Source organism: Microbulbifer maximicatervae (SeqCode) (genome assembly GCF_052467305.1).
On the sequence record NZ_CP174306.1, the window covers coordinates 5,093,028 to 5,117,110 of the forward strand.

Genomic DNA, 24,083 nt, shown 5'->3' on the forward strand with positions numbered 1-24,083 from the left:
GAGTTTAACTTTATTTAGAAAAAGCCGGCCCACGGGGCCGGCTTTTTTACATTGGGTGTTTTATCTTTTGAAGTAATCGAAAAGAAGCGGAGTGATCTTGGCAACTGTAAAATCCACAAACAAAAAAGGCCGACTCTTTCGAGTCAGCCTTTTTGGAATTGGTGCCCAGGAGAGGACTTGAACCTCCACGACCGTTAGGTCACTAGCACCTGAAGCTAGCGCGTCTACCAATTCCGCCACCTGGGCAAATCAACGTGTGCTCCGTTGAGGACGCGAACTATAGAGATCTGCCCCCCCTGTGTCAACGGCTGCGTTGCGCTTTTTTCATCATTTTTTTCTTAGGTCGGGAAAATTGGCGAAATCGCTTATAATGCGTGCAATAGCGGCGAATTATTGACCAGGAATCCACTACCAACGCCGCCTTTCTTTATGGCCGGATAATCTCCGGAGGTTGCCAATCCTGGCAACTGCCCAACAACGGATGCTGTTTTGACTCAAAAAAATACCTCAGACCCTTTCAATGCTGACCCTCATGCCCAGCGCGAGGCAGAGAAATACGAAAAGCCCGTGCCCAGTCGGGAGTACTTGCTGCAAATTCTGGAAAAACAAGCGGAGCCTGTACCCTGGGAAACGGTGGCTGATTTACTCGAATTGGCCGACGAGGATCGCCGCGAAGGAGTCAGGCGCCGTTTGATCGCCATGTCCCGGGATGGGCAGATTGCCAGCAACCGCGCCGGTGATTTTGGTGTACTGGATAAAATGAGCCTGATACGCGGCCGGGTTATGGGGCACCGGGATGGTTTTGGTTTTGTTATCCCCAGTGATGGCGGCACCGATCTATTTTTATCCCATCGACAGATGCGTAAAGTTTTTGATGGTGACGAGGTATTAGTTCGGGAAACCCCCGGAGGTTTTCGCGGTAAACGCGAGGGCGCTGTTGTCAGGGTGATTAAGCACAATACCGAGCAGCTGGCCGGGCGTCTGTACCGGGAAAACGGCATTTGTTTTGTGCGCCCGGATAATCCGCGCATTAACCTGGATATTATGGTGGCCTCTGAGGACACCGCCGGAGCCGATCACGGTCAGTATGTTGTAGTAAAAATAGTTACCCAACCGGGCAGGGATAAAGTGCCGCAAGGTAAGGTTAGCGAAATTCTCGGTGATCACCTTGCTCCGGGTATGGAGATCGATGTTGCTATTCGCAATTACGGAATTCCCCACACCTGGCCCAGTGCACTGACGGCGGAGGTCAATGAAATCGCCGATGAAGTGCTTGAGGATCACAAAAAATCCCGGGTGGATCTTCGCCAGCTGCCGCTGGTTACTATTGATGGTGAAGACGCGCGGGATTTTGATGATGCGGTCTACTGCGAACTTTTACCCGACAGCAACTGGAAATTACTGGTAGCCATTGCCGATGTTTCTCACTATGTGCGCCCGGGTAGTGCGTTGGATGAGGAGGCGCATGGCCGTGGAAACTCGGTTTATTTTCCGGACTTTGTCGTACCCATGTTGCCGGAAAAATTGTCTAACGGCCTTTGCTCCTTAAACCCTGATGTCGATCGGCTGTGTATGGTTTGCGAAATGCACATCAATCGAAGCGGTGAAATTCAGGATTATCGTTTCTTTGAGGCGGTTATGCGCAGCCACGCGCGCCTGACTTATACCCAGGTAGGGCAAATACTCGATGAGCGGGATAACCGCGACAGTGGTGCCCGCAAGCAATTTGCGACCCTCACCCCACACCTGGACAACCTTCACGACCTCTACCTGGCGTTGCGCCAAGCGCGGGAGCGCCGGGGTGCTATTGATTTTGAGACGACCGAGACCCGGATAATATTTGACGCCCGACGGAAAATTGAGCGGATTATTCCGGTGGTGCGCAACGATGCTCACAAGCTGATCGAAGAGTGTATGCTCGCGGCCAATGTCAGCGCGGCGAGTCTGATGGAGCTATCGGAACTGCCCGCACTCTACCGGGTGCACGATGCGCCCAAAGAGGAAAAACTCAGTAATTTGCGCGAATACCTGGGTGAATTGGGATTGCGCCTTCCCGGTGGTGGTGAGCCCCAGCCCAAAGACTTCCAGGACCTGATGGAGCAGATCGAGGGCCGTGCAGATGCGCATATTATTCAGGTGATGCTGCTGCGCTCTATGAACCAGGCGGTTTACCAGCCGGAGAATCGAGGACACTTCGGTTTGGATTACCCGGCCTATGCCCATTTCACCTCCCCGATTCGCCGCTATCCGGATTTGCTCCTGCACCGGGCGCTGCGCTGGTTGATACGCAACGGCAGCGCCAACCAAGCTGCGGTGGCAAAAAAAGTTCACTCTGTGCCCGGTGCCAAACCGATTGCTCGAGAGCAGATTTTACCCTACGACATGCCGGCCATTTTGCAACTTGGGGAACAGTGTTCGCTGACCGAGCGGCGCGCCGACGATGCGACCCGGGATGTGCTCAGCTGGCTTAAGTGTGAATATCTGCAAGACCATGTGGGCGAGACCTATTCCGGTGTTATCAGTGCGGTAACCGGCTTTGGATTATTTGTGGAGTTGGATGAACTCTACGTGGAGGGCCTGATACATGTCACTGCCCTACCCAAAGACTATTATCGCTTTGAGCAGGCGCACCAGCGTCTTATCGGGGAGCGCAGTGGCAAGCGTTATCATTTGGGTGACTCTGTCACCGTGCAGGTTGCACGGGTGGATCTCGAAGAGCGCAAGGTGGATTTCACCTTGAATGAACTGGTCCCACGCGCAAAGCGTGAGTCGAAGAAAAAGAAAGAGAGTACGCGGGTGAGTGCCCGCGCTATGGAAATGGCAGTAGAACATCAGTTGGAACGCGAGCGCCGGGGCCGCGATAAAAAAGAAAAACCCAGCAATACCAGTGCTAACCCCTGGGCCAAGCATACCGAGACCACAGCCAAGTCCTCGCCTTTCCGCAAGCGCAAGGTGGGATCAGATGAGGCTGTGCCAGTGGAGGCCAGTGTTGAAGCCCCTGTAGCAAAACCGGAAAAAGAGCCGCTCAATAGGCGAGGTGAAGGCGGGCAAGGTGAAGATGCCCAGCCCAAACGCAAGATTAAAAAGCGTACCCCGACACGCAAGGGCGGAAAGCGGCCTGCAGTGGCTGCCCGTAAAGCCGCGCAAAAGGCTGAAAACGCCAAAACCCGTTCGGGTAAACTAAAAAAGAAGAAAAAGATTTCTTCTAGCAGTAAAAAGAAAAAGTGATCGAGGAATAAATTGAGTCAGGAAGTTATCTATGGCCTGCACGCGGTGCAGGCCCTCTTAAAAGGTTCTCCGCAGAATGTATCGGAGCTTCTGTTACTGCGTGGCCGCAAGGATCAGCGCCTGCAAAAAATAATCCAGCAGGCGGAAAAAAATGATATTGCCGTGCGCTTTATCGACCGGCGAGCGCTGGATGAGAAAGTAGAGGATGGCGCTAATCACCAGGGTGTCGTTGCCATCTGTTCTGGCAAAACAAAAGTCCACGATGAGAAATTCCTGTTCGACCTGCTGAAAAAACTGGATCAGCGCGGGGAAGCGCCTTTCTTATTAGTGCTGGATGGAGTGACTGATCCCCACAACCTGGGTGCCTGCCTGCGCTCGGCAGAGGCTGCCGGAGTACATGCGGTGATTGCGCCGAAAGATAAATCTGCCGGGCTGACGCCAACAGCCCGCAAAGTGGCTTGCGGCGCTGCCGAAGTATTGCCCTTTGTTACCGTAACTAACCTGGCTCGCGCATTACAGCAGCTGCAACAGGCGGGAGTGTGGATTTATGGTGCAGCCGGTGAGGCGAAACAGGATGTATACCAAAGCCAATTAACCGGCCCTCTGGCGCTGGTTATGGGGGCCGAGGGCAGCGGCTTGCGGCGCCTGACTAGGGAACATTGCGATCATTTGATCAAAATTCCTATGGCGGGAGAGGTGAGTAGCTTAAATGTTTCTGTTGCCACAGGTGTTTGCTTGTTTGAGGCCGTGCGTCAGCGCAACGGCTAATAGTTGGTCTATTCTGCGCGTGCCAGGGATGATCTTCACTGGCCGTGCAATCTAGTGGTTATAACAAATCTGGCCTCTATAAAGCTTTCCAAATAACCTCTGGATGGTGATGAAAGTATCTACCATGACTTTTATTGTTAATTGGATTCTCGAATCGCTTAGTTATTCGGAGCCCCTTAGGGCTTTCTTATTAATATTTGCTGAGATAAAAAGCAGCAATCTGACACTGCTCTAAAAGTTAAAGTGTCATGGCACTTATATCAGAGGCATAGAATGATACTAGGAAAATAATATATTTCTGAGAATGAAAAGTATTTGTGGGTGGCTGATAGTAGTACCATTTGTTGTCCTGGTAGATGTTGCTAAGTGGGCAGGTTGGCAATCGAAATAAATAATGGTAACTGGCTCTTACCTAATAGAGTAATGGTTTCTTTAAACTCATCAGTTGGGTCGTATAAATATCTACAGCTAATTTTTCCCAATTTAAGATTTAGAGAATTGCTCAATATTTAAACTTGCGGTGTTCCCATATTAGGTTCGTGAGCGGAGATTTATTTAGTTCTTTCGAAACTTTGATCCACGGGGTTACTGCAAGTCCTTACAAGCCGGGTATAGAAATACCCGGACATAAAACTTCTTTCCACATCCTTTAAGTAAATGCAGAGTTCATAGTGCCGTAGTCCAACGCCTTACTAAACAAATTAGTGTCACTTTTAACCGCTGCCAGCTGTTTTAATGATTCGCTTAAATTGCCATAAACAGATTGGAATAAAGCTGGTCCGGTACTAAAGCGCTTTATGCCTGCAGCAAAAAACTCCGATATAGGGGCTATTCCCGGAAGCAGCATAATATTGATTGGCAGATTGATATCCGCTGCTAGACTCCTTGCCTCCTCAACTGAAGAGAGCCCAGGCACAAAGCCGCAGTCAGCACCGGCACTCTTATAAAGCTCTAGCCTCTCTATACACATATTTACCGCTTTATCACCGCTGGCGAGTCCATTGAGATAAACATCGGTACGGGCATTAATAAAAAGCGGGCGGCCGTTCAGTGCTTTACGAATAGCGCTGATTTTTTCGCCGAGAGATTCGGGGGTGTCGTTACCATCTTCAATATTGATACCCACTACGCCCAGCTCCATCATTTTACAAGCCAGCTCAGCTACCTGTTCGGGGTTTTGAGAATATCCATCTTCAATATCCACACTCAGAGGTAATGAGGTCACCCGGGCAATCCGCGCGATAGCGTTTAGGTGTTCCTCAACTGGCAGGGCACCGCCATCGGCATAACCCAGTGACCAGGCGACGGCGGCACTGCTGGTACCTACCGCTTGGGCGCCTGTGTTTTGGCAGATTAAAGCGCTGGCAGCATCCCAGGCATTTGGCAGGATCAGTGGGGCGTCAGTTTGGTGCAACTTGGTGAAGGTATTGAATGGGCTGTTGTTCATGGGGATAACCTACTTGAGCGATGTCGTTTGAGTGGTGAATTTACCGCTCAAGAGATTGATTCACTGGCCACAAACGGAACTGAACCGTGAAAACCGGAAAGACAAATAAGATTGTTGGCTGCGATGTGGGAGGGAGGTGGAGCGGGCAGTTTTTATTAATACATGGCTAAGAAAGCTGTGAATTGCTTTCTTGGCCATGCAGGAAAGATAGAAAAAAGGAAAATCAGTTGAGAGCGGGATCTTTATGTAGCCACTGCTGTACTGCCTCAACTACGGGGGCGGGATTCTTGATCCAGCTAAGGTGAGGGTTGCCCTTGGGATAAGTGGGTTTCATCTCCCGGGTTTCGCCGCCGACGATCGCCGCTAATTTACGGGCAGCCTGAATAGGGGCGAAGGGGTCGCCGTCCAGCGCAATATGCAGGGTGGGCTGGCTTGTCTTTTCCATTTGCCCAAAGCGATCCTCCGGTGCAAAGCGGCCGCTAAATATGGATCGGGCCCAGTCTTTCATCAGCCTGCGCGCTTCGCGCCAGCCGAATCCCATGCGCGCACCGGGGAAATAACCCAGCAGGCTTGAGGTCACGCTGGCAATTGAGGCGAAGAGCAGGATGGCGTACTTGTGCAGGCCACTCCAGCTGCGGTGGTCCACATGGCCGGAGGCGATACTGACAACCTTGGCGTTACCGGTGAGGCCGGCGCGGGCCGCCAGGGTACTGGTTTGGCCGCCGATACTGTGGCCGAGAATCAGCGCTGGCCCCTGGGGGAAGTGCTGTTCCAGCAGTTGGATTAACTGTGGGATAAATGAAAACACCAGATCGTTGTAACCGTAGTCGGCATTTCGGTGGGGGCGCGGCAGGCTCTCCCCGGTGCCGGGCAGTTCGCTGATGGCGGTGTTGTAACCGAGCTTTTGCAGTTCTTCTAAGAGCAGGCGGTAGCGGTTGGCCGGTACGCCCATCGCAGGAAGTACCAATACCAGGGGGCCTTCGCCGTTGTGTACTGTGGTTACTGGTACCTGGAAGGCGCCAAATTCTAATTGGTGGGTTTGTTGGGGCATGGTACTTCTCCCGTTAGCAGTCCGGCATCATAGGCGAAGCCAGCTTGCCAAACCCATGACCAGACCGCGCAGTGCTGTGTCCCAATCCGCCAAATCCCAGAAACAAGGCGAGTGGCAGGGTAGTCATTTTGATCAACCTCTAACTTGGAATGCGAATGCACTTGCTTGAGGTAATTGATCAACTTGCAACCGGGCAGGCGAAGGCATTGGGCTTGATGCAATTGATCAACTTGCAACCAACCCCACAACTGCCTAGAATACGCCGCCCGCAATGGGCCCGGTTTATCCGTGCCCGTTGTACTCCTTGCCTCATCGGACTGTCCGAGAGGCTGATTAACCCGTAAGGAGCTAAAATGCGTCATTACGAAATTGTATTCCTGGTTCACCCGGACCAGAGCGAGCAGGTACCTGGCATGGTGGAGCGCTACACTGCGTCCATCAAGGAGAGCGGTGGACAGGTTCACCGTCTGGAAGACTGGGGCCGTCGCCGTCTGGCTTACCCGATCAACAAGATCCACAAGGCTCACTACATTCTGATGAACGTAGAATGTTCTGAAGAAGCCCTTGAGGAACTGACTACCAACTTCCGTTACAACGATGCGGTTATCCGTAATCTGGTAATTCGTGAAGACGAGGCGATCACTGAAGAGAGCCCGATCATGAAAGCGGAAAAAGAAAGCCGTGAGCGCAAAGCTGCCCGTGCAGAGCGCACCGAGCGTCGCGAGCGCGCCGGAGAAGAGAAAGCTTCTTCCGACGCTGCAGAAGCTTCTTCCGATAACGCTGAAAGCGAAGAGTAAGGGGATTATCAGATGGCACGTTTTTTCCGTCGTCGCAAGTTCTGCCGTTTCACCGCTGAAGGTGTTAAGCGTATCGACTACAAAGATCTCGATACCCTGAAAGCCTACATCTCCGAGACTGGCAAAATTGTTCCTAGCCGTATTACCGGTACCAAAGCCAAGTATCAGCGTCAGCTGGCCTCTGCGGTCAAGCGCGCTCGCTACCTGGCCCTGCTGCCGTACACGGACAGCCACGAAGCCTAAGCCGCAGTTTGCTTAGACTCATTAATAGAGAAGCTATCTAGATATGCGCGCCGTAGCTGAATTTATTATGCGCGGACGCGTCAGGGCGGTAATCCTCACCATGTTGGGGATTCCGCTGATAAGCCCGGCAATTCTCGCTCTGGTGAGTTTGCGCCGAGGCAGCAGTGACGGCCTGATGGTTTTGGCCTGGGCTCTGTTGCCGATTGTCGTTATGGGTATGAGTGGTCATGTACCACCACTGGTGACTGGTATATCCGCAGGCCATTTTGTTGCAGTTTTTTGCGGCGCCATGGCATTGCGCAGCAGTCGCTCCTGGGCCGCTGGCCTGGTGGCTGTAACGGCGGCATCAGCAGCAGGCATATTGCTGACCTCTCTCTTCAGTGGAGGACTGATGCAAGGGTTCTTGCAGGCAGTCGAGAATGCAGCGGAACAGCCCAATACTGTTCCAATGGATGAACTGAAGCAGATATTTTCGGGTGAATTGCAAATTACCGGTTACCTGGGCCTGATATCGGCGATGAGCGCCACATTGGCTCTGGTACTGGGGCGTTACTGGCAGGCCCTGCTGTACAACCCCGGCGGTTTCCGCCAGGAGTTCCACCAGCTGCGCCTGCCCCTGTGGCTGTCAGCGACAAGTATGTTGTTGTGGGTAGTCAGCTTGGTAACCCCAGGCTACGCATTTTGGGGAGCGGTGATTGCGTTCCCGATGGTGGTAGCTGGTATTGCCCTGGTCCACTGGCTGGTTGCCAGTCGCGGTTGGGGGGTAGGTCCCCTGGTGGCGATGTACATCATGCTGGTGATTGGAGGGCTGCCCCTGGCAGGCTTCCTCTGCGGCCTGGCCCTGGTAGATAGCTGGATAGATATTCGCGGACGCTCTTCCAAATAAGCGCGCCCGCACAATACAGAAATTGAGGAAACCGAGATGGAAGTTATTCTGCTCGATAAAGTAGGCAAACTGGGCAACGTGGGTGACCGCGTTGATGTTAAAGCCGGTTTTGGCCGCAATTTCCTGCTGCCGACTGGTAAGGCAATTGCTGCTACCGCCGCTAACATTGCTGAGTTCGAAGCTAAGCGCGCTGAACTGGAAGCCGCTGCTGCCGCTAAGCTGGCTGAAGCTGAGAGCCGCGCTACCAAGCTGGCCGATCTGGTTGTTACCATCGCTGCTAACGCTGGCGACGAAGGCAAGCTGTTCGGTTCTATCGGCACTCGCGACATCGCTGAAGCGATCTCTGCTGGTGGCGTTGAAGTAGCTAAAGCTGAAGTTAAGCTGCCGGAAGGTGCGCTGCGCGAAGTGGGCGAGTACGACGTAGACGTACAGCTGCACTCCGACGTAATTGCTGCAGTTAAAGTCGTTATCGAAGCCGAGTAAGGTTTTGTTGACGAACGGTTGGTGCTTCGGGCGCCAGCCGCGCTACAATCGGGCGCTGCACCCTATCGGGTCCAGCGCCTGTTTTGTTTTTACTATCCAGTAAAGTCCCATGATCGACGAATACGCCGCCCCTGAAGAAGAGATCCACAGCGAAGAGAGTTCACCCCTACCGCATTCGGTAGAGGCGGAGCAGTCTGTGCTCGGCGGCCTGATGCTGGACCCGGGCCGTATTGATGCCGTTGCCGAACAGCTGAGTGAAGAGGATTTCTTCAGCGCCAGTCACCGCAAGATCTTTGCGGTTATGGGCGAGCTGAGTAATGGCGAACAGCCCCTGGATATCGTTACCCTCGCCGAAGGCCTCGCCAGCCGCGACTTGCTCGGTGAAGTGGGTGGCCCTGCCTACCTGGCGGAATTGGCCGAAAACACTCCCTCCGCAGCGAATATCGTCGCCTACGCCAAGATCGTGCGTGAGCGCTCCATGCTGCGCCAGCTGATCGCCGCTGCCGGTGAGATCAGCCGCACCAGTTTTAATCCCGGTGGCCTCGCCTCCGCCGACCTGCTGCAGATGGCTGAGCGCCGCGTGGCGGAAATCGCCGAGGGGCGCGCCAAAGAGGGCGGCTTTGTCGGCGTGGATACCCTGCTGAAAAAGACCGTCGAGCGCATCGATGAGCTGTTCAAGACCGAGGGTGATATCACCGGTATCAGCACCGGTCTGACCGAACTGGACCAGCGCACCTCCGGCTGGCAGCCGGGCGAACTGGTTATTCTCGCCGCGCGTCCCTCCATGGGTAAGACCGCACTGGCGTTGAATTTTATCGAGAGCGCCATGCTCTGCCAGGAGAGCCCGACACTGGTCTTCAGTATGGAGATGCCCTCGGACAGCCTGGTGATGCGGATGTTGTCTTCTATTGGCCGTATCGACCAGGGGCGCATCAGGAATGGCAAGCTGCAGGAAGAGGATTGGCCCAAGCTGTCCAGTGCCGTGCAGAAAATGAAGGGCAAGGCCCTGTATATCGATGATACGCCGGCACTGAGTCCCAGCGAGGTGCGCGCGCGTACCAAGCGCACAGTGCGCGATCACATCAACAAATTGATGCGCGAGAACTCCAAGTTAAGCCGCGAAGACGCCGAGGCCAAGAGTATGCCCGCCATGATTATGGTGGACTATTTGCAGCTGATGCAGGTGAAGGGGTCTACTGAGGGCCGCACCCAGGAGATCTCCGAGATCTCCCGCTCTCTCAAGGCGCTGGCGAAAGAATACGAGTGCCCGGTGATTGCCCTGTCGCAGCTCAACCGGGGAGTAGAGCAGCGCCCCAACAAACGGCCGATGAACTCGGACCTGCGGGAATCCGGGGCGATCGAGCAGGATGCTGACGTGATCCTGTTTATCTACCGCGATGAATACTACAACGAGGACAGCCCGGATAAAGGGATGGCCGAGTTGATTATCGGCAAGCAGCGTAACGGTGAGATCGGCACCTGCCGCGCAGCGTTTGTAGGCAAATACACTCGCTTCGATAATCTGGCGCCGGAATACTACCAGGGCGAATAAGCCTTTCTGCTAGGTTCGCGGCTGTCGAATATTCGAGCCTAGGGGAGCCACCTCTTGTTATCCGAACAAAAGATCCGCGCACTGGTGCTGCAACGCCAATTTATCCACAGCTCCTGGACTGAAGGATTGTCGGAGTTGTTGCAACATCTTGGCGCCCTACAGTTGGATGCTATCCAGCGAATTACCCGGGCCCACCACCACCAGCTCTACAATCGCCTGCCCCGTTACCGCGAGTCACACCTGGCTGAAGCTGAAGAGCGCCGCGAAATTTTCGAGTACTGGTCCCACGCCGCTGCCTACCTGCCAATGGCCCACTACCCCTATGCGCGGGTGCGTATGGATCGTATCCGCGCCGGTCAGCGCCACTGGTTTGAAAAGAATGCCAAGCTGTGTCGCTATATTCTCGATCGTGTGCGAGAGGAGGGTGCCCTGCGGGCCAGTGATTTTGTGCGCACCAAGAGTGGATGGTGGGAGTGGTCTGATGAAAAGAAAGCCCTGGAGCAGTTGTTTCATGAAGGTGAGCTGATGGTCAGCCACCGGGAGGGCTTTCAAAAAGTCTTCGATCTCCCGGAGCGGATACTGCCAGCAAGAATCTCGACCCACGCTGCCTTGGAAATTGAGTATGGTAGCCATCTGGTGCGCACTTTTCTGGGGTGCCAGGGGATTGGCCGAGCGGAGGAAATTGCTTACCTGCGCAGGGACGACAAACCCCTTATCCAGCTGGCAATTAAGCGCATGTTGGCAACCGGTGAGCTCACTCAGTGGGGGAAAGAGCTGATGCTCACCGAGCACCTGGACTGGGAGCCAGTACGACCATCGCGCAAAGTGCGCCTGTTATCCCCATTCGACCCAGTGATATTGCAACGCAAACGCCTGCGCCGGCTGTTTGATTTTGAATATCAATTGGAGTGCTATGTACCGGCGGCCAAGCGCCGCTATGGCTATTTTTGCCTGCCGATTTTATACGGCGATCAATTCGTGGGGCAGGTGGATTTGAAGGCTGATCGGGATGCGGGTGTATTGCGGGTAGAGGCCCTGCACTGGAACAAGAAACCCGGTGTCTCGCTGGAGGCGAGTTACCACCGGGCTCTGGGGCAGTTTGCCCGCTTTCACGGGCTGGAAAGCGAAGCCGCGCTTACAGCTTGACGACTACGTAGACTTCCTGGCCATCGCGCTGGGTTGGCATAAAGTAATTGCCGCCATAGCGGTAGTACTGGATGCCGTTGATAATTTCAGCGGCGTAGCCATTGGGTAGGGTTTCCACCACTTGTCCGGGCTGGAAACCCTGAGGGCCCGGGTTCGGGGTTGCAGGCACAGTAGCAGGAGCTGCTGCCGTTGCAACAGGAACGGCGACAGCCGGCGCAGGCGCTGGAACAACGGCTACGGGTGCTGGAGCTACAGCCACTGCAGGTGGTGCTACTACGACATAAGTTCGGGTAGCCGGGTGCCACTGATAGTAGGCATCGGCGTACTGGTAATAAGTAATTCCGCCTACATGGACTCTGACAGCACTAGTTGGCAGGGTGACTACCGAGGCGCCCAGAGGGGCAGCGACAACGACGTAACCACGGGGACCGTGGCGGTAGAAGTGCCCGCCATGGTAGTAAAAAGGACGTCCGCCAACTGCCACACGCACATGGCCAACGGGTAGTACGGGCGCAACAAATCCGATCGAAACACGTGGTCCGCGATAAACACCGCCACGGTGGTGGTGGCGATGATCTCCCCCGCGCTCATAACCGCGCGCATCGGCCGGTGGGCTAAAGGCAAAAGCGGCCAGCGCCAGGAACGCACTGGCGCCAATTACGACATTCAGTTTATTCACAGTCTCTCCATCGAAGTGATTACTCACATTTGACATACTAACCCTTATCCTGACATTAAAGACAGGTTAATTGGTTAAGAATTGTCAAAGTGCCGGAGGCTGGATCAGTGGTCAGCGGTTGCGCTGGATGATTCCCATCAGCTTGTACATCAGCTGTGCGGCGGCAAAGTCATAGGCGTGAAAGCCCTCGATCGGCGCAAATTCCAGCAGATCGAAGCCAATTATCTCTCTTTGTCGCGCAACAGATTCGAATAAGTTGAGGGTCTGGTACCAGCCGAGACCGCCGGGTACCGGGGTGCCGGTGGAAGGGAAGACCGATGGGTCCATACCGTCCACATCCAGGGTAAAGAAGACTTTCTTGGGGAAATTCTCCGGTAACTGGAATTCCTGCACGTTGTTGGGTACCAGTTGGTGGGCATCCAGGTAGCCTACGTTGTGGTCCTTGCGGGCCTGCACTTCCTCTTCGCAATAGGCGCGGATACCCAGCTGAAACAGGGGAACACCGGCTTCTACCACTAGACGCATTACGCTGGCGTGGCTGTGTTTGTGGCCCTCATAGCGATCGCGAAGGTCGGCGTGGGCATCGATCTGCACCACGCCAAAATCGGTTTCACCGGCGTCCAGTAGCCCTTTGATAATACCCCAGGTCACCGAATGCTCACCGCCGATACCCACCGGCATCTTGCCAAGCGCCAACACTTCTTTGGTGGCGGCGGCGATATTCTCCATCACCTGTTCTGCAGGGCCGGAAACCGAGACCGGCGAGCGGGTGTAGATGCCCAGGTCACAGGGGTTGGAGAAATTGTCAAAAGTTTCCAGTTGCCAGGATGCCTCTAGGATGGAGGCCGGGCCCTTGCCGGTGCCGCCACCGTAGGAGACGGTTTCCTCATAGGGGATGGGGATAATGTGAAAGAGGGCGTCTTCCGGTTTCGGCTGCTCGATTTCGGAGCCGAGAAAAATGGGGTATTCGTTTTCTGACAACATCTACTGGTCCTCTGGCGGAGGCAATAACTCATTGCCTGCCGCATCTATCTCTATCGGCACTGTTTAGGAGAGGCGTTCCTTAAAATCTTCGTAGCCGAAAGTTTTGATCATCTTCAGGTCGTCGGTATCCGAATTCCACAGGGCGATAGCCGGTAGGGGGATACCGTTAAAAGTATTGGTTTTCACCATGGTGTAGTAGGCCATTTCCTCGAATACCAGTCGCTCGCCAATCCGCAGTGGTTGACTGAAGCTGTATTCGCCGATGCTGTCGCCGGCCAGGCAACTCTGTCCGCCCAGGCGATAGGTGTGGGGTAAGTCACCGGGGCGAGCGGCACCGGTAATTTCCGGTCGGTAGGGCATTTCCAGCACATCGGGCATATGGCAGGTGGCAGAAGCGTCGAGGATGGCTTGGTTTTCACCATTCCAGGCGATATCCACTACCTCAGCTACAAGGACTCCTGCGAACAGGGAGATGGCCTCACCGGGTTCCAGGTAGACCTGTACATTGTGCTTGTCGGAAAAGCTGCGCACCGCTTCGACCAGCTCATCCACCTGGTAATCCCGGCGAGTAATATGGTGGCCGCCGCCGAAATTAATCCACTCCATTTGTGGTATCAGATCGCCAAACTTCTCCTCCACGGCAGCGATTGTGCGCTGCAGAGGTTTGAAATCCTGTTCACATAACGTGTGGAAGTGCAGGCCGCTGATGCCTTCGAGGGATTCCCCTTCAAACAGCGAGCGCACGATGCCCAGGCGCGAACAAGGGGCGCAGGGGTCGTAGAGATCGGTGTGTCCCTCGGAGTGCTCAGGGTTGATACGCAGGCCAAAACGCAGCTCTGGCCGCTGCTGTTGCATATCCAGGCACAACTCCCGAAAACGCTGCCACTGGGAGAAGGAATTGAAAATTACATGATGGGCAAATTGCAGTATTTCCCGCAGTTCCTCATCCTTGTAAGCGGCACTGAAGACATGAACTTCCTTGCCTTTGTCGCGACCGCCGTACTCCTCGAACCCCAGTTTGGCTTCGTGCAGGCCACTGGCACAGGTCCCGGATAGATATTCAGCCACGATGGGCCCAGTGCTGAACATGGAAAAGGCCTTGAGCGCTGCCAGTACCTTGGCACCGCTGCGTTCCTGTACATCGGCGAGCAATGCCAAATTATTGCGCAGGGCAATTTCATCGATCACAAAACAGGGAGAGGGAACGCGGTAGGGATCGAAGCTGCCGAAATAGTCAACGGGGGGAGTGAGGTCCATGGTGCGTTATATCCTGGTGCGGCGGGGCGGGCACTGGAGTCCGCCCCGCTAGGTCGGGAAAGAAGCGATTTACTGGAAGGGCTTATCCAGCCAGGTTTCCTGCCAGGGCAGGCCGTACTTGTTCAGGTCATCCATAAAGGGGTCTGGATCCATCTGCTCCATATTCCACACGCCGGGCTTCATCCACTTGCCTTCCAGCATCATCTTGGCACCGATCATGGCCGGGACACCGGTGGTGTAGGAGATCGCCTGGGATTGAACCTCCTGGTAGCAGTCCTGATGGTCGCAGGTGTTGTAGACGTAGTAGATTTTCTCTTCGCCGTCTTTGGTGCCCCGAATAATGTTGCCGATGCAGGTCTTGCCCTTGGTCAGCGGGCCTAGGCTGGCGGGATCTGGCAGCAGCTCTTTAAGGAACTGGATAGGTACAATTTGCTGGCCCTGGAATTCCACCGGCTCAATGCCAGTCATTCCGACGTTCTGCAGAACTTCCAGGTGTTTCAGGTAGCTCTCGCCAAAGGTCATCCAGAAACGCGCGCGCTCAATTTCCGGGAAGTGCTTGGACAGGGATTCCAGCTCTTCGTGGTAGAGCAGGTAGATATCCTTATCGCCAATGCCTTCGGGGAAGTTGAATACGCGTTTCTCTTCCATCGGCTTGGTGGTAACCCACTGGCCATTTTCCCAGTAGCGACCGTTGGCGGTGATCTCGCGGATATTAATTTCCGGGTTGAAGTTGGTGGCGAACGGCAGGCCGTGGTCGCCGGCATTACAGTCGAGAATATCCAGGGTGTGGATACGATCGAAGTGGTGCTTCTTGGCGTAGGCGGTAAATACGCTGGTGACGCCGGGATCGAAGCCGCTGCCCAGCAGTGCCATCAGGCCGGCTTTCTCAAATTTCTCCTGGTAGGCCCACTGCCACTTGTACTCGAACTTGGCCTCTTCCGGCGGCTCGTAATTGGCGGTATCTAGGTAGTGCACGCCGGTTTCCAGGCAGGCATCCATAATGTGCAGATCCTGGTAGGGCAGGGCCACATTGATGACCAGGTCCGGCTTCACTTTTTCGATCAGCTTTACCAGTTCAGGCACATTGTCCGCATCTACTTCAGCGGTGTCGATTTTACGCGGCAGCATAGCGGCAATCTTGTCGCACTTGCTTTTGGTGCGGCTTGCCAGGGTGATATTTTCAAATACCTCAGCAACCTGTGCGCACTTGTGCGCAACCACCTGGCCGACACCGCCGGCGCCGATGATCAGTACGTTGGCCATAAAGATCTCCTTAAATCTGCGGCTAATGTTACCGCTATATTCTCAAAGGCGTTGGCGCCTCATTTTTAAAATTTATTTTTCAAAGTAGGTGTAACCGCTCATGCTGGCGGTATAGGTTTGCAAAATCTGTTTGCGTTGGGCGGCGGTAATCAACCCCTGCTTGACGGCGCGTTCCGCCAGGCGGCGGAAGCGCTCAAACAGCGCCTTGGGCTGGTATTCCACGTAGCTTAACACGTCAGAAATACTGTCACCGTGAATCTCGTGGCTGAAGTCTATGCTGCCGTCTTCCTGGATGCGTACGCTCACTACATTAGTGTCCCCAAACAGGTTGTGCAGGTCACCCAGGGTTTCCTGGTAGGCGCCAATTAAGAAGGTGCCGAGAATATAGTCCTCACCATCCTTTAGCTCGTGTAAAGGCAGGGTTTTCTGCTCTTTTTCCCGGCCAATAAAGCGGTCGATCTTGCCGTCGCAGTCACAGGTGATGTCGGCGATGATGGCGGAGCGCGTGGGAGCTTCGTCCAGGCGGTGGATCGGCAACAGAGGGAATACCTGATCGATAGCCCAGATGTCCGGTATCGATTGGAATACGCTCACATTGGCGTAGTAGATATCTGACAGCACCTCCGGCAGGGCTTGCAGGTCTGCGGGAATCTCTTCGGCCTCATCGAGTAATTTGCGAATATCCTGGGCGCTCTGCAGGAACAGGTTTTCCGCATTGGCGCGTTCGCGCAGGCTCACCTGGCCGTGCAGATAGAGAGAGCGCACTTCATCGCGGTAGTAGAGCGCGTCGTTGTAACTCTCTTGCAGGTTTTTGGGGGTGATACTGCGCACTGCGTCCTGCAGGTTGAGCAGCATCTGGTGGTCGCCTTCGCTGATCTTGGTGTGCTCCAGCTCCACCGGCTCGAAACGGGTAGTGTCGAGAATATCGAATAGCAGTACAGAGGAGTAGGCTACAGTGGCGCGGCCGGATTCGGTGATAATCACCGGATGTTCGACTCCCTCGCTATCGAGGGTGCCCATAATGGCTTCCACTACATCGACACAGTACTCGTCCAGGGAGTAATTCTTTGAGTGAGTGTAATTGGTCTTGCTGCCATCGTAATCCACCGCCAGGCCACCGCCCAGATCCAGGTAGCCCATGGGTGCGCCTTCTTCCACCAGATCGGCGTAGTAGCGGCAGGCTTCCAAAACTCCGGTGCGGATGTCGCGGATATTCGGTACCTGTGAGCCCAGGTGATAGTGCAATAACTTGAGACAGTCGAGCATATCGTGGTTGCGCAGTTGATCGACCATGGCGATCAGGTCGTTACTGCCCAGACCGAAAATACTGCGGTCGCCACTGGTCGCATTCCAGTAGCCGCCCACCTTGGAAGCGAGCTTTACTCGTGCGCCGATATTGGGGCGCACCTGCTCACGCTCGGCGCAGCGGATAATGGTCTCCACTTCCGAGGGCGTTTCCACGACGAAGAAAACCTGTACGCCCAGGCGTTGGGCTTGCAGTCCGAGGTTAATAAATTCCTCGTCCTTATAGCCGTTGCAAACGATCAGGGATTCGGTGTTATCCAGAATGGACAGGGCAGCGATAAGTTCTGCTTTACTGCCTGCCTCCAGGCCGTGGTTAAAGCGGCGGCCGGCATTGGCAATTTCTTCAATGACCTGACACTGCTGGTTCACCTTAATGGGGAATACGCCGCGAAAAACGTTGCCGTAGCCGCAATCGTCGATAGCGCGGGCAAAGGATTCGTTAATCCGGGCGATCTGCGCTTCGAGTAAATTCTCAATACGCAATAGCAGAGGCATACCCAGGCCGCGCTCGGTGGCGCCTCGGGCAATGTCCATCAGCGAAACACTGTGTGTTACCCCGTTGGGGCCGTCGGCTTGCAGTGAAATTTCACCATTTTCGTTCAAATCGAAATATCCGGCGCCCCAATTGCGGATGCCGTAGAGCTCGGCCGAATCTTCGCAAGTCCAGTCTTTTACTTGTTGCTTTTTCATGGCGCCTTTCTGTTGATATTGGCGGGCGCGAATCTTGGGCCCAGCAGGGCCGGAAAGCAATAACTATAGATAAAAAAACGCTAATTTTTGCGCACTGAAAAGTAAATGGGGAGCGAGTGGATGCCCAGCTCTTTTGCACTCTGCGACAGGGGGCTTAAGAAGGTGATTGATCTGCGCAAATTTGAGTAAAAAAAGGCGGCCCGAGGGCCGCAGGGAGGGGGGGATTGGGTAATCAGTAATAGGTCGGCTTGGGGACAACCCGGTAGCCGCGGTGGCTATGGTCCCACAGGTAGTAGGTGTCATAAGCCACGTAGTAATTGTGTCCACCGGCTACCACGGTCAGTGCTGATGCTGGCAGGCTGTGCACGATAGCGCCGTGGGGGGCCTGGGCTACTACGTAGCCGTGAGAAGCCGGGCGATAAAAAATTCCATCGCTATAGTAGAAGCCCGCTGTTCCGATACTGATACTGACGAAATTACGCGGCAGGTGGCGCCAGCGGTAGCCATAACCGTAGTGCGAGGGACGGTAGTGGGGGCGGTGGCCGCGATAACCGTGGCGGTAAACCGGTCTGTGTGCCGCGCGATATTCGTGGCGGTGGCCCTGCTTGTGGCCTTTTCTATGCCCTTTGTTATAGCCTTTGTTGTAGCCCTCTTTATAGGCGTGGCGAACTTCGCGGCGGTGCTGGCGCTCCTCTCTGCGTTCACGTCTGCGCTCTTCTTTCTTGCGCTCTTGTCTGCGGCGTTTCTTTTCCTGCTGGCGGTCGTGATGCTTGTCGTGCTGTTTCTTTAAGTGGCGCTGCTCGCGTTCGGCTCTTCCATATTTGTGGTGGTCGTCCATGGCGCGCTGGTGCCCGCGATGTGACTCGGACAGGGCGGGTGCTGCGATCAGCAGCAGGCTTAGGGTGGCGATGGCAGTAGTGAGGTGTTTCATAACATCTCTCCCGAGCGTGGGGCTCTTTTCTTTCAGATCAGGTCTTTTGTGTATCTTGGCGTGAAGTTTGCCCTGGCGGGTCTGAACACTTCCTGAACTGAATGGGGTAAAATTCGGCGGCAATCGACGGCGTCGATAGTGACTAGCAGTTCAGGTATGGGCAGAGATTGTCTGGCGGGGCCACAGGCTGGATTCTGCGGCGAAATCTTATTGAGAGCGGCAATTTTGCTATGTTGAGACACCTGGTCTCAGCGAGTATGATGCCGCGCTGATTCATAGTGAGCGGTAGCAAGATGCAAGTCTTCCACCACGTAGCAAGTCTGCGCGAGGCGCTGGCCCAGGCCCGCAAAGATGGCAAGACCGTCGGCTTTGTGCCAACCATGGGCAATCTGCACGATGCCCATATAGAGCTGGTCAAAATCGCCCAGCAACACTGCGATCTGGTTGTGGTATCCATCTTCGTCAACCGACTGCAATTCGGTTTGAATGAGGATTGGGATAAGTATCCGCGCACTATGGAGCGGGATATGGCCAGCCTGCGGGAAGCGGACTGTGACTTCCTGTTCCACCCGGATGAGAGTGAGATTTACCCCAACGGCATGGACCAGCAGACCCGCGTGGTTTGTCCGGCGATGACCGATGTCCTGTGCGGCGCCAGCCGACCGGGTCACTTTGAAGGGGTCACCACCGTAGTTTCGAAGCTTTTCAACATTGTGCAGCCGGATAAGGCTATTTTCGGGATTAAGGATTTCCAGCAGTTAGCAGTGATCCGCCGTATGGTGGAAGACCTGTGTATGCCGGTGGAAATTGTGGCGGCGCCGGTGCACCGTGAGGAAGATGGCTTGGCAATGAGCTCTCGCAATGGTTATATCACTGCGGAAGAGCGACCGAAGGTTGCTGTACTCAACCAGTTACTTAACTGGGCTAAGGATGAAATTGTGGCTGGACGCCGGGATTTCGCCGACCTCGAGACAGAGGCGCGCAAGCGAATTGAAGAGAGTGGCTTTCGAGTTGACTACTTCTCCATCTGTTACAGCAAGGATTTACAGCCAGCGGCAGATGACGATAAAGAAATCACGATCCTGGGAGCTATGTACACCAGTGCAGCGCGCCTGATCGACAATGTTTCCCTGGAACTCTGAGGGGCATCCAACTATGCAAATTGAAATGTTGAAGTGCAAGTTGCACATGGCCGCAGTGACTCAGGCCGAACTCTGGTATGACGGTTCCTGTGCAATTGATGAGGACCTGGTAGAACTGGCTGGCCTGCGCGAATTCGAGAAAATCGATATTTACAATGTGAGCAATGGTGAGCGCTTCCACACCTATGTGATCCTCGCCGAGCGCGGTTCCGGTATTATCTCCATGAACGGCGCCGCTGCACGCAGAGTACAGGTGGGTGACCGCATTATTATCGCTTCCTATGCGCAGATGACAGAGGGCGAAGCCGATAACCACAAGCCCAAGCTGGTCTACCTGGATGAGAACAACAAGGTAGAGCGCAGCACTAATACGATTCCGGTTCAGCTAGCCGAAGCCTGACTCTTTTCGCTACAGGGCGTTGTGCCCTGTAGCATCCCCGCTGCTTATTGACCAGACATTAATAACACTTCCTGATTAAACCTCTTTTCCAGGTAGGACTCGTCCAGGGTGTAGTGCCAGAGATTTTTCTTTTGTCCTTTAGCTAAAGCGATTTCGCCGATTCTGCCAGGGTTATATTTAATCGGTTGGGCGAGTTGGTATTTGGCGATGGGGTCCCGATAGGCCTCCTCTAAAGGAATTATCTCCCAGCCTTCCTTCCTCAGTCTTTCAGCCAGATCACCAATAAACAGGGCTGAAATATCCATTTCATGCAACAGTATGACGTGCTTTGGGGAGCGCCCGAGATATTTAATTGCCATATCGTCGTAGTACTTAATGCTCGCCATAAGAACGTCGACATAAAAGTTGGAGAGTCTTTCCATATCAACTGGTTTTCCGTCTTTCACTGCTGTTTGGAAAAGTTCTTCGATATACCAGTCGTAGTTATTTAAGGTGATATAGGCGTTTTGATAGTTATTTTTCTGTAGTAGATCCCGGATACCATCGCGTTTTTCGACAGTTTCTCCCTCGCGCAGATAGGGAAAGCGAAAATAGGGTTTAAAGTTGTCAAATTGTTGAAGCAGCTGGTGGGCCTGCAAAAAATCCGCTTGATAAGTGGATAGCCCTGTTTCCAGAAAATTGGGATGGCTATGGGTGTGATTGCCAATAATATGCCCAGCCTTATCGTAGCGGTTCATCCGCTCCAACCCTTCCTTATCGAAGGATTGAGTATTGGAAAAGAAGGCTACTTTGCCAACTTTATATTCTTCTATGTTTTCAATTAATGTTTTGGCCCGGGTTGGTCCATCAAAATAACCATCGGCTTTACGGGGGGCATCATCGAAAGTAATTGCCAGTTGTTTGGCGTTAGCGACTGGGATTGCCAATAAGTAAATTATCAATAATATGACTGAACGCTGCATGGTTTATTACTCTAATGAGTTTATTTACGAGCTGTTCGCCAGGCTAGGATTTAGTTGTCCTTCTATTCAGGTTTTCTGTCTTAATTTACTTGTCAGAAAGCCTGCGTTGTCCAGTAGCCTAGACTCAGTTGCGGTAGAGTACGGCTTCCTATTGTGTCCACTATAGCTTCAGATGTATATGGCCAAAATACTTGTAAGCTCCTGCCTTTTGAACTGCGCCGTGCGCTATGACGGTAGTAGTGTTGAGGCCAATAGCGATGATTTTGAGTGGCTTGTGGATACTCAGGAAATTGTTTCCTTGTGTCCGGAAGTGGCAGCGGGATTGCCTATTCCGAGGGTGCCGGCTGAGATCTGTGGCGCAAATGGAACAGAGGTGTTAGATGGAACTGCCGGGGTTATAGGTAGTGATAGAACAGATCTAACTGAGCAATTTATGCTGGGGGCCAAACTGGCTCTGGAATTATGCAGGAAACATAATATCCAGTATGCAGTGCTTACGGAAAATAGTCCCTCTTGCGGAAGTAACTATATTTACGATGGCAGTTTTTCAGGGACAAAAATAATGGGATCTGGTGTTGTGTCTGCGCTTCTTCAAAGGATGGGAATAATAGTTTTTGGTCAGCATACTGTTGGGGAACTTAGAGAATTGATAAGTGTATCCAACGTGAATTAAGTTGTTAGTATTCATTAAATTAGATCGGTAAAAAAGGGCATTGGTCACAGTTATGCCCTATAGGTTGATTACTGCCGGCGAAGCCGATGGCTCCCTGATGTCAGTACGAATAGCGCAGTGCCCCTGAGAATAATCATTGTGTGATGCAGCACTCAACCTGCTGGGCTTTGTCACTTTTGGGGTTCAGATTGGCAGTGACTGCTGTGGCAATAAACAGGTAAGACTGAATACCCTGTCAGCTGTTTAGTTGGCTGCGGGAGGCAGTGGTGGAAGGCAAGTTTTTTAAAGGCGATAGCAAGTTTATCAAAGCCGCGTTGGTGCTGGCGATCAGTTCCGCGTTTTATGGTTGCAGTGGTGGCGGTGGCGGTGGCGGTGGCGGTGGCGGTGGCGGCGAAGTCCCTGCCCCTGTGGATACCACTCCGCCGAGCATGACACTGACTCCCGCCAGCGGAGCCTCTATTGCAGCAACCGACACCCTATTGCTGGATTTTAGCGAAGCGGTGGCATTGGAGGATGTGTCCCTAAGTGGCGCCATGCAGGAAATGGGAGAACTCTCTCAAGTCGATCAGGACACCCTGATTTTAACCCCGATAGCGGAGTGGGCAGAGGGGCTAGAACTCTCCCTGACAATTGCCGCGCAGGATGCGGCCGGCAACCAGATGGCAGAGGTTGACGCCCACTATACCGTGCAAGGAGTTTCCCCCGCTGTAGTCAGTGTATCCCCGACGCTAGAACGCTTGGAGAAGTATGACGCAATCACGATACAGTTTTCCGAGTCGATGGATCGCGACAGCCTGCAAATTAGCGGTTCCCTGCTGGATGATGAATACACTCTGACCTGGTCCCAGTCGCGCTTTAATGACGACACCTTGGTGATAGCTCCCGAGAGCCGCTGGCTGCCTGGGCAGAATCGCAGCCTGCACCTTGAAGCGAAAGACCCCGCTGGCCTGGATATCCCCGCTGAACAGCACAGTTATACCGTGCCACTTTATTTTGAGAATTTTGACAGTGCGCAGGTCGTGATCGGCCAGGATGATTTTTCCAGTTCTTTGACCGCCATCAATGCAAAAAGACTTGGCGAGGGTCCCCTGGGTTCCGCGGCCGTTACTGATGAGGGAAAACTATTTGTACCCGATTACAGAAATGACCGAGTGTTAATTTTTAATTCGATCCCCACAAGCAATGGAGCGTCGGCGAATGCGGCGCTCAATGCAGATAGTCTCGACGAAAGTGCTGAGGATGATTATGGTAGCAGGCCATCAACCATCAGTTTTGATAGCGGAAAACTTTTAATAAATTATTCTGAGCAATCAGGTGGTGCTAGTATTTTCGTTTACGACACTATTCCTGAAGACGGTCGTGCGCAGCCGAGTTCTCGGTTGCCAATGGACCCCTGCTCAGGTGTAGCAGTTCCGTATACCAGTGCGATGATTGCCAAGGGGCGCGTATTCGCGGCCTCGTCGTATATGGCTCGAGTGGCGGTGTGGGATGACTTGCCCCTAATGCAATATGCGGAGCCGGATTGGCTGTTGGGTCAGTCCACACTGGAAAATTGCACCGCTAACGACCGTGAGCAGGATGGTTCGGTTATTCAGCCCAGTGCTCGCACATTGGCTGGCCCCGGAGATGTGTGGAGCGATGGGGAAAAGTTAGCCATCACCGACCCGGGTAATAACCGGGTACTCCTGTGGAACTCAATGCCTACTAGTAGCTTTGCTCCGGCGGATATAGTCCTGGGGCAAGTAGATTTTGCCAGCAATGAAAGCCAGTCCCCGAGTCGACAAACCTTGGATATAACAGACGGGGATATTTGGTCGAACGGTATTCAGCTATTTTTGGCGGACAGTGCTAATAACCGAGTGTTGATCTGGAACCAGTGGCCACAGGAAAATTTCGCTCCGGCAGATATTGTCTTGGGGCAGGAAGATTTTGATCGCAGTGCCTTCAACGACAGCAACCAAAATGGGGTTACTGACGAGGGGGAATTGCCAAGTGCTGCTACGCTGAAATGGCCCGACGGAATTACCGCTTATGAAGATAAGCTGATTATCAACGACTCGGGTAATAACCGCTTTCTTATTTTCCAATCTCGCTAGTTTCTTCTGCTAAATGTACCGGGCTGGTAACCCGGTACAGGCAAACTTAGGGCGATCTTCCTTCTATTGTTGCGGTTTGGCCCCATCGCAATGCTTCTCA

General features: G+C 53.7%; 21 protein-coding genes and 1 tRNA gene. 12 read left to right on the forward strand and 10 right to left on the reverse strand.

Annotated features, from left to right (window positions below; all coding sequences use genetic code 11):
• Positions 1–159: 159 nt before the first annotated feature.
• Positions 160–246: transfer RNA gene (locus tag ACJJI4_RS22175), tRNA-Leu, on the reverse strand.
• A 243-nt stretch (positions 247–489) separates the two neighbouring features.
• On the opposite strand from ACJJI4_RS22175, the gene rnr reads away from it, so the two are divergent.
• Entirely contained in the window at positions 490–3,228 is a 2,739-nt protein-coding gene (gene rnr / locus ACJJI4_RS22180; RefSeq protein WP_444926492.1) for a ribonuclease R, read from the forward strand.
• Between the two features lie 12 nt (positions 3,229–3,240).
• The gene (rlmB, locus tag ACJJI4_RS22185; protein ID WP_413664132.1) at positions 3,241–3,996 is read left to right on the forward strand and encodes a 23S rRNA (guanosine(2251)-2'-O)-methyltransferase RlmB; all 756 of its coding nucleotides are present in this window, start codon (positions 3,241–3,243) and stop codon (positions 3,994–3,996) included.
• Positions 3,997–4,645: 649 nt separating this feature from the next.
• Here rlmB and ACJJI4_RS22190 read toward each other — a convergent pair.
• Positions 4,646–5,443 (reverse strand): isocitrate lyase/PEP mutase family protein, encoded by a 798-nt coding sequence (locus ACJJI4_RS22190; RefSeq protein WP_444926493.1) that lies wholly within the window; start codon positions 5,441–5,443, stop codon positions 4,646–4,648.
• Positions 5,444–5,666: 223 nt separating this feature from the next.
• Positions 5,667–6,494, reverse strand: a complete 828-nt coding sequence (locus ACJJI4_RS22195; protein ID WP_444926494.1) for an alpha/beta fold hydrolase — start codon at positions 6,492–6,494, stop codon at positions 5,667–5,669.
• 353 nt (positions 6,495–6,847) lie between these two features.
• Between ACJJI4_RS22195 and rpsF the strand changes: the two genes are divergently transcribed.
• The 6 genes from rpsF (at position 6,848) to ACJJI4_RS22225 (ending at position 11,601) form a co-directional block, all read left to right on the forward strand.
• On the forward strand, positions 6,848–7,291 hold the full coding sequence (gene rpsF, locus ACJJI4_RS22200) for a 30S ribosomal protein S6 (protein WP_282930240.1): 444 nt from the start codon (positions 6,848–6,850) through the stop codon (positions 7,289–7,291).
• 12 nt (positions 7,292–7,303) lie between these two features.
• Positions 7,304–7,534 carry a 30S ribosomal protein S18 gene (gene rpsR, locus ACJJI4_RS22205; protein ID WP_108731487.1) on the forward strand — a complete coding sequence of 77 codons (231 nt, stop codon included), beginning with the start codon at positions 7,304–7,306 and terminating at the stop codon, positions 7,532–7,534.
• Between the two features lie 43 nt (positions 7,535–7,577).
• On the forward strand, positions 7,578–8,420 hold the full coding sequence (locus tag ACJJI4_RS22210; RefSeq protein WP_413664135.1) for a YybS family protein: 843 nt from the start codon (positions 7,578–7,580) through the stop codon (positions 8,418–8,420).
• A 36-nt stretch (positions 8,421–8,456) separates the two neighbouring features.
• A complete protein-coding gene (gene rplI, locus ACJJI4_RS22215) occupies positions 8,457–8,903 on the forward strand; it encodes a 50S ribosomal protein L9 (protein ID WP_282930238.1) in 447 nt (148 codons plus the stop codon).
• A gap of 109 nt (positions 8,904–9,012) precedes the next feature.
• Positions 9,013–10,455, forward strand: a complete 1,443-nt coding sequence (gene dnaB / locus ACJJI4_RS22220; RefSeq protein ID WP_444926495.1) for a replicative DNA helicase — start codon at positions 9,013–9,015, stop codon at positions 10,453–10,455.
• A 54-nt stretch (positions 10,456–10,509) separates the two neighbouring features.
• The gene (locus ACJJI4_RS22225) at positions 10,510–11,601 is read left to right on the forward strand and encodes a winged helix-turn-helix domain-containing protein (RefSeq protein ID WP_444926496.1); all 1,092 of its coding nucleotides are present in this window, start codon (positions 10,510–10,512) and stop codon (positions 11,599–11,601) included.
• Here ACJJI4_RS22225 and ACJJI4_RS22230 read toward each other — a convergent pair.
• The 6 genes from ACJJI4_RS22230 to ACJJI4_RS22255 all read right to left on the reverse strand — a co-directional run bounded on the left by ACJJI4_RS22230 (position 11,591) and on the right by ACJJI4_RS22255 (position 18,710).
• A complete protein-coding gene (locus tag ACJJI4_RS22230) occupies positions 11,591–12,280 on the reverse strand; it encodes a DUF6515 family protein (protein WP_444914941.1) in 690 nt (229 codons plus the stop codon). The genes ACJJI4_RS22225 and ACJJI4_RS22230 overlap by 11 nt on opposite strands.
• A 111-nt stretch (positions 12,281–12,391) precedes the next feature.
• Positions 12,392–13,264, reverse strand: coding sequence for an agmatinase (gene speB, locus ACJJI4_RS22235; protein ID WP_413664138.1), 873 nt, complete (start codon positions 13,262–13,264; stop codon positions 12,392–12,394).
• A gap of 63 nt (positions 13,265–13,327) precedes the next feature.
• The gene (nspC, locus tag ACJJI4_RS22240; RefSeq protein ID WP_444926497.1) at positions 13,328–14,521 is read right to left on the reverse strand and encodes a carboxynorspermidine decarboxylase; all 1,194 of its coding nucleotides are present in this window, start codon (positions 14,519–14,521) and stop codon (positions 13,328–13,330) included.
• Positions 14,522–14,590: 69 nt separating this feature from the next.
• A complete protein-coding gene (locus tag ACJJI4_RS22245; protein ID WP_444906588.1) occupies positions 14,591–15,784 on the reverse strand; it encodes a saccharopine dehydrogenase family protein in 1,194 nt (397 codons plus the stop codon).
• Between the two features lie 72 nt (positions 15,785–15,856).
• Positions 15,857–17,779, reverse strand: a complete 1,923-nt coding sequence (gene speA, locus ACJJI4_RS22250; protein WP_444926498.1) for a biosynthetic arginine decarboxylase — start codon at positions 17,777–17,779, stop codon at positions 15,857–15,859.
• Between the two features lie 232 nt (positions 17,780–18,011).
• Positions 18,012–18,710: a DUF6515 family protein gene (locus ACJJI4_RS22255; RefSeq protein WP_413664141.1), complete on the reverse strand. Its 699-nt coding sequence runs from the start codon at positions 18,708–18,710 to the stop codon at positions 18,012–18,014.
• Between the two features lie 293 nt (positions 18,711–19,003).
• On the opposite strand from ACJJI4_RS22255, the gene panC reads away from it, so the two are divergent.
• A complete protein-coding gene (gene panC / locus ACJJI4_RS22260; RefSeq protein ID WP_444895400.1) occupies positions 19,004–19,852 on the forward strand; it encodes a pantoate--beta-alanine ligase in 849 nt (282 codons plus the stop codon).
• Positions 19,853–19,865: 13 nt separating this feature from the next.
• Positions 19,866–20,252, forward strand: coding sequence for an aspartate 1-decarboxylase (gene panD / locus ACJJI4_RS22265; protein ID WP_413664143.1), 387 nt, complete (start codon positions 19,866–19,868; stop codon positions 20,250–20,252).
• Positions 20,253–20,296: 44 nt separating this feature from the next.
• Here panD and ACJJI4_RS22270 read toward each other — a convergent pair whose 3' ends face one another.
• Positions 20,297–21,214, reverse strand: a complete 918-nt coding sequence (locus tag ACJJI4_RS22270; RefSeq protein WP_444926499.1) for a polysaccharide deacetylase family protein — start codon at positions 21,212–21,214, stop codon at positions 20,297–20,299.
• A 178-nt stretch (positions 21,215–21,392) separates the two neighbouring features.
• Between ACJJI4_RS22270 and ACJJI4_RS22275 the strand changes: the two genes are divergently transcribed.
• Positions 21,393–21,887: a 2-thiouracil desulfurase family protein gene (locus ACJJI4_RS22275; protein WP_444926500.1), complete on the forward strand. Its 495-nt coding sequence runs from the start codon at positions 21,393–21,395 to the stop codon at positions 21,885–21,887.
• 266 nt (positions 21,888–22,153) lie between these two features.
• Positions 22,154–23,983, forward strand: a complete 1,830-nt coding sequence (locus ACJJI4_RS22280) for an Ig-like domain-containing protein (protein WP_444926501.1) — start codon at positions 22,154–22,156, stop codon at positions 23,981–23,983.
• Positions 23,984–24,083: the final 100 nt, after the last annotated feature.

Bases quoted from the DNA above. Each gene is read 5' to 3' on its own strand.
- ACJJI4_RS22270 (WP_444926499.1), bottom strand. From the start codon at position 21,214: ATGCAGCGTTCAGTCATATTATTGATAATTTACTTATTGGCAATCCCA.
- ACJJI4_RS22210 (WP_413664135.1), top strand. From the start codon at position 7,578: ATGCGCGCCGTAGCTGAATTTATTATGCGCGGACGCGTCAGGGCGGTA.
- speA (WP_444926498.1), bottom strand. From the start codon at position 17,779: ATGAAAAAGCAACAAGTAAAAGACTGGACTTGCGAAGATTCGGCCGAG.
- ACJJI4_RS22245 (WP_444906588.1), bottom strand. From the start codon at position 15,784: ATGGCCAACGTACTGATCATCGGCGCCGGCGGTGTCGGCCAGGTGGTT.
- dnaB (WP_444926495.1), top strand. From the start codon at position 9,013: ATGATCGACGAATACGCCGCCCCTGAAGAAGAGATCCACAGCGAAGAG.
- panD (WP_413664143.1), top strand. From the start codon at position 19,866: ATGCAAATTGAAATGTTGAAGTGCAAGTTGCACATGGCCGCAGTGACT.
- rplI (WP_282930238.1), top strand. From the start codon at position 8,457: ATGGAAGTTATTCTGCTCGATAAAGTAGGCAAACTGGGCAACGTGGGT.
- ACJJI4_RS22195 (WP_444926494.1), bottom strand. From the start codon at position 6,494: ATGCCCCAACAAACCCACCAATTAGAATTTGGCGCCTTCCAGGTACCA.
- ACJJI4_RS22190 (WP_444926493.1), bottom strand. From the start codon at position 5,443: ATGAACAACAGCCCATTCAATACCTTCACCAAGTTGCACCAAACTGAC.
- panC (WP_444895400.1), top strand. From the start codon at position 19,004: ATGCAAGTCTTCCACCACGTAGCAAGTCTGCGCGAGGCGCTGGCCCAG.
- nspC (WP_444926497.1), bottom strand. From the start codon at position 14,521: ATGGACCTCACTCCCCCCGTTGACTATTTCGGCAGCTTCGATCCCTAC.
- rpsR (WP_108731487.1), top strand. From the start codon at position 7,304: ATGGCACGTTTTTTCCGTCGTCGCAAGTTCTGCCGTTTCACCGCTGAA.
- ACJJI4_RS22275 (WP_444926500.1), top strand. From the start codon at position 21,393: ATGGCCAAAATACTTGTAAGCTCCTGCCTTTTGAACTGCGCCGTGCGC.
- ACJJI4_RS22255 (WP_413664141.1), bottom strand. From the start codon at position 18,710: ATGAAACACCTCACTACTGCCATCGCCACCCTAAGCCTGCTGCTGATC.
- speB (WP_413664138.1), bottom strand. From the start codon at position 13,264: ATGTTGTCAGAAAACGAATACCCCATTTTTCTCGGCTCCGAAATCGAG.
- rpsF (WP_282930240.1), top strand. From the start codon at position 6,848: ATGCGTCATTACGAAATTGTATTCCTGGTTCACCCGGACCAGAGCGAG.